Source organism: Mesorhizobium sp. M7A.F.Ca.ET.027.03.2.1, from assembly GCF_003999175.1.
In the GTDB taxonomy this organism is placed as follows: domain Bacteria; phylum Pseudomonadota; class Alphaproteobacteria; order Rhizobiales; family Rhizobiaceae; genus Mesorhizobium.
Map to the genome: position 1 here is coordinate 1 of NZ_RZOM01000688.1, position 3,373 is coordinate 3,373.

The 3,373-nt window shown below is 63.0% G+C and carries 5 protein-coding genes; 1 reads left to right on the top strand and 4 read right to left on the bottom strand.

From position 1 onward, the window contains the following. A partial coding sequence (locus EN750_RS24940; protein ID WP_189526436.1) for an HD domain-containing protein occupies window positions 1-375 on the bottom strand: 375 nt, incomplete at its 3' end. 22 nt (window positions 376-397) lie between these two features. After that, window positions 398-1,315 carry a 3-keto-5-aminohexanoate cleavage protein gene (locus EN750_RS24945; protein ID WP_127398051.1) on the bottom strand — a complete coding sequence of 306 codons (918 nt, stop codon included), beginning with the start codon at window positions 1,313-1,315 and terminating at the stop codon, window positions 398-400. 128 nt (window positions 1,316-1,443) lie between these two features. On the opposite strand from EN750_RS24945, the gene EN750_RS24950 reads away from it, so the two are divergent. Next, complete coding sequence (locus EN750_RS24950; protein ID WP_127398053.1) at window positions 1,444-2,424, top strand: GlxA family transcriptional regulator; 981 nt, start codon at window positions 1,444-1,446, stop codon at window positions 2,422-2,424. A 14-nt stretch (window positions 2,425-2,438) separates the two neighbouring features. Here EN750_RS24950 and EN750_RS24955 read toward each other — a convergent pair whose 3' ends face one another. Together EN750_RS24955 and EN750_RS24960 are read right to left on the bottom strand one after the other, a co-directional pair. After that, a complete protein-coding gene (locus EN750_RS24955; protein WP_127398055.1) occupies window positions 2,439-2,642 on the bottom strand; it encodes a hypothetical protein in 204 nt (67 codons plus the stop codon). A gap of 160 nt (window positions 2,643-2,802) precedes the next feature. Then, on the bottom strand, window positions 2,803-3,297 hold the full coding sequence (locus tag EN750_RS24960; protein WP_164873729.1) for an N-acetyltransferase: 495 nt from the start codon (window positions 3,295-3,297) through the stop codon (window positions 2,803-2,805). Window positions 3,298-3,373: the final 76 nt, after the last annotated feature.

The following is a 3,373-nucleotide window of genomic DNA, read 5'->3' on the forward strand; positions in this document are numbered from 1 at the left end:
GTGATGGGCATAGTAGAGCCGCTGGAAGTCGCCATGTTTCTCCACCACCCAAGTGCATTGTTCGCGCACGAAGGGTTTCAGGATCGAAGCGGCATATTCGTCGTGATTGTAAGGCGCATAGATGTCGCCGATGTCGTGCAGTAGCGCGCAGGCGATCCAGTCGGTGTCGGCGCCGTCGCGCCAGGCACGCGTCGCCGCCTGCAGCGAATGGCCGAGCCGGGTGATCTTGTAGCCCGATAGGCCCGCGTCGAGCTGCACCAGCGCATCGAGCAGCCGCTCGCCGGTCCTGGCGGCATAATCGATCTCATGCGCGGTCAGGAACTCGTAGTCGTCCCGGTCGCCATCCTTCATTGCGGTGAATTTTACGGTAGTCATGCCGACCCTCCCGACGAATAATTTATGCCGCGATCGGCGCCCGCTTGGTAAGGTTGAGCTTCTGCCGTACCTCTTCCGGCCCAAGAATGCTGGCGCCGAGATTGGTGACGATGCTGGCGGCGCGCTCGACCAACTGCGCATTGGTCGCCAGTACGCCCTTGTCGAGCCATAGATTGTCTTCCAGCCCGACGCGGACATTGCCGCCGGCCAGCACCGCCGCAGCAGCATAGGCCATCTGGTTGCGGCCAATGGCAAAGGCCGACCAGTTCCAGGTCGACGGCACATTGTTGACCATCGCCATGAAGGTGTTGAGGTCGTCGGGCGCGCCCCACGGCACGCCCATGCAGAGCTGCACCAGTGCATCCGGATTGAGCACCTTTTCCTCGACCAGCTGCTTGGCGAACCACAGATGACCGGTGTCGAAGGCCTCGATCTCCGGCTTGACGCCGAGCGCCGTCATCATGCCGCCCATGGCGCGAAGCATGCCGGGCGTGTTGGTCATGACATAATCGGCTTCGGCGAAGTTCATGGTGCCGCAGTCGAGCGTGCAGATTTCCGGCAGGCATTGGCGCACATGTTCCATGCGGTTGGTGGCGCCGCCCATGTCTGTGCCTTTTTCGTTGAGCGGCAGCGGCGCTTCCGGCGATCCGAACACCATGTCGCCGCCCATGCCGGCGGTCAGGTTGAGGATGACGTCGACTTCTGCCTCGCGGATGCGCTCGGTCACTTCGCGGTAGAGATGCACATCGCGCCTGGGCTTGCCGGTTTCGGGGTCGCGGACGTGGCAGTGCACGATTGCGGCGCCAGCCTTGGCCGCGTCGATGGCCGAATCGGCGATCTGCTTTGGCGAGCGCGGCACATGAGGGCTGCGGTCCTGCGACCCGCCGGACCCAGTCACGGCACAGGTAATGAAGACCTCGCGGTTCATCGCAAGCGGCATGGAATTCTCCTCCAATAGTATGCATGTCGCCCAAAAGTGGGAACCGGTTTTGGGATAACGACATGCACAAAGATGACCACAACAATGCCCGACTTGCCGGAAACTGTTTTGCGTTTTACGAAGCTTCCATGACGAAAAGCGAAAAACCGACGATCTTTCGCGCCGAGCGCTCGCCGCTCAAGGTGACGCTGCTGGTGTTTTCCGGCTCGTCCATCATGTGCGTCGCATCCGCCGTCGATCCACTGCGGGCCGCCAACCGCATCTCCGGCGAGACCCTGTTCGATTTTCGGCTGGTCTCGGTGACCGGCGAGGCTCCGGTCACCACATGCGGCCTGCCGGTGGCGGTCAGTGGCCGTTTCGACGCGGGCGAGCCAACCGACGTCCTTGTCGTCGTCGCCGGCTTCGGCACCCAGAATTATGCAACGTCGGCTCTGTTGTCCGGACTGCGCCGGGCGGCACGCACGGCGCGTGCTTGCGGCGGTGTCGAGGCGGGCACCTGGCTGGTGGCTCGCGCCGGCCTGCTGGAAGGGCGCAGCGCCACCACCCACTGGGAGGACATGGAGGATTTTTCCTCGGCCTTTCCCGGCGTCGATGTCCGCCCTGACCGCTATGTCATCGACGGGCCGGTGTTCACGTCGGGTGGCGCGTCGCCGACCTTCGACCTGATGCTGCATCTCATCCGTACGCGGCTCGGCATGGCCGTCGCACTCGATGTCGCCAGCGTCTTCATCTACGACCAGGCGCGCGCCGCCACCGACGCACAGCCGCTGGTCTCGCTCGGCCGGCTCGACGGCTACGACCCGCGCCTTGCGCAAGCCATCCGGCTGATGGAAGCGCATGTCGACCAGCCGCTGACCATAGAAGCAGTGGCAAAGCGCGCCGGGGTGACGGCGCGGACATTGGAGAGCATCTTTCGCAAGTCGATCGGCGAGACGCCGGGCGCCTATTATCTCAGGCTGCGCCTCGGTGCCGCGCGCCGGCTGGTGGTCGATACAAGGGTTGCCATGGCCGACATTGCCGGGCGGACCGGGTTCTCGTCCGCCGCGGCATTTTCGAGGGCGTTTTCAAAGACTTTCGGCGAAGCGCCGGTCAGGTTGCGGAGGGGGTAGGTTTCAACGCGCGATCAGGCCGCGTTCTGGCGGTCGCCGTCGATTTGCGAGCGCATCTGTCTGGCCAGACGGGTCTCGAAGCGGCTGGCCACGGCGCGATCCCATTCATTCGAAATCTTGGCGTCGTCCGTTTTCCGCGGCATCGCCATCAGCCGGTCGATGATCGATCCAGCCTCGCCAGGTGAGAGCAGGGCGTCGATTTCACGTTCGTTCTGCATATCGGTTCGCCTCCTTCTTCCTCTCCCGCCACGAGCCAGTCTTATACGAGATTCGTGACGGCTGTTTGAAGGCAAGAGCGAGGTCATTGAAGGGCGTCGAAGGGCAAAACCGTGTCGCGGGACCGGGCCATGCGCAAAGCTGTTCCTGCGCCTTGGCAGGTCAGGTCAAGGAGAGATCTACAGCCGCTTTTCGAACAGCACTCGTGGTAAAGCCACTGTCCCATTCGTCGTCTGGATAGCGGTTTTTCTCGACATAGCCGACCGCCTTGTAGAGGGCTTGTGCCGGCAGGTTGAACGTGTCGGTTTCCAGCCGCGCCTGCGCCAACCCGGCGGTGCCGATTGCCTGTTCGGCATGGGAAAGCAGCTTGCGGCCGACACCTTGGCCTTGACGGGATGCCATGACGTGCAGGGCCTCGATGAAATCCGCGCGCCAATGGATCAGGCCGGCGACCTCGCCATCGATCTCGGCAACGGCGAACTCAGGCCAGCTCCGGTCGACATAGCGCCCGCCAATATCCGTCTCGACATAGCACCGCGCCGCTGCTTCGGTGATGTTCGGCAGCCATGTGCCTTCGAACGTTTCCTGCAGCACCTGCTTCAACGCCGGAATATCGCTCGCCTGCGCCGGGCGCACGATGATTCGATCCTCTGCCATTTTCCGTCTCCCGCCAATGCATGTCGCCCAAAAGTGCCAGCGGTTTTGGGATGACGACATGCATAAAAATAAAGGC

Bases quoted from the DNA above. Each gene is read 5' to 3' on its own strand.
- EN750_RS24960 (WP_164873729.1), bottom strand. From the start codon at position 3,297: ATGGCAGAGGATCGAATCATCGTGCGCCCGGCGCAGGCGAGCGATATT.
- EN750_RS24945 (WP_127398051.1), bottom strand. From the start codon at position 1,315: ATGCCGCTTGCGATGAACCGCGAGGTCTTCATTACCTGTGCCGTGACT.
- EN750_RS24955 (WP_127398055.1), bottom strand. From the start codon at position 2,642: ATGCAGAACGAACGTGAAATCGACGCCCTGCTCTCACCTGGCGAGGCT.
- EN750_RS24950 (WP_127398053.1), top strand. From the start codon at position 1,444: ATGACGAAAAGCGAAAAACCGACGATCTTTCGCGCCGAGCGCTCGCCG.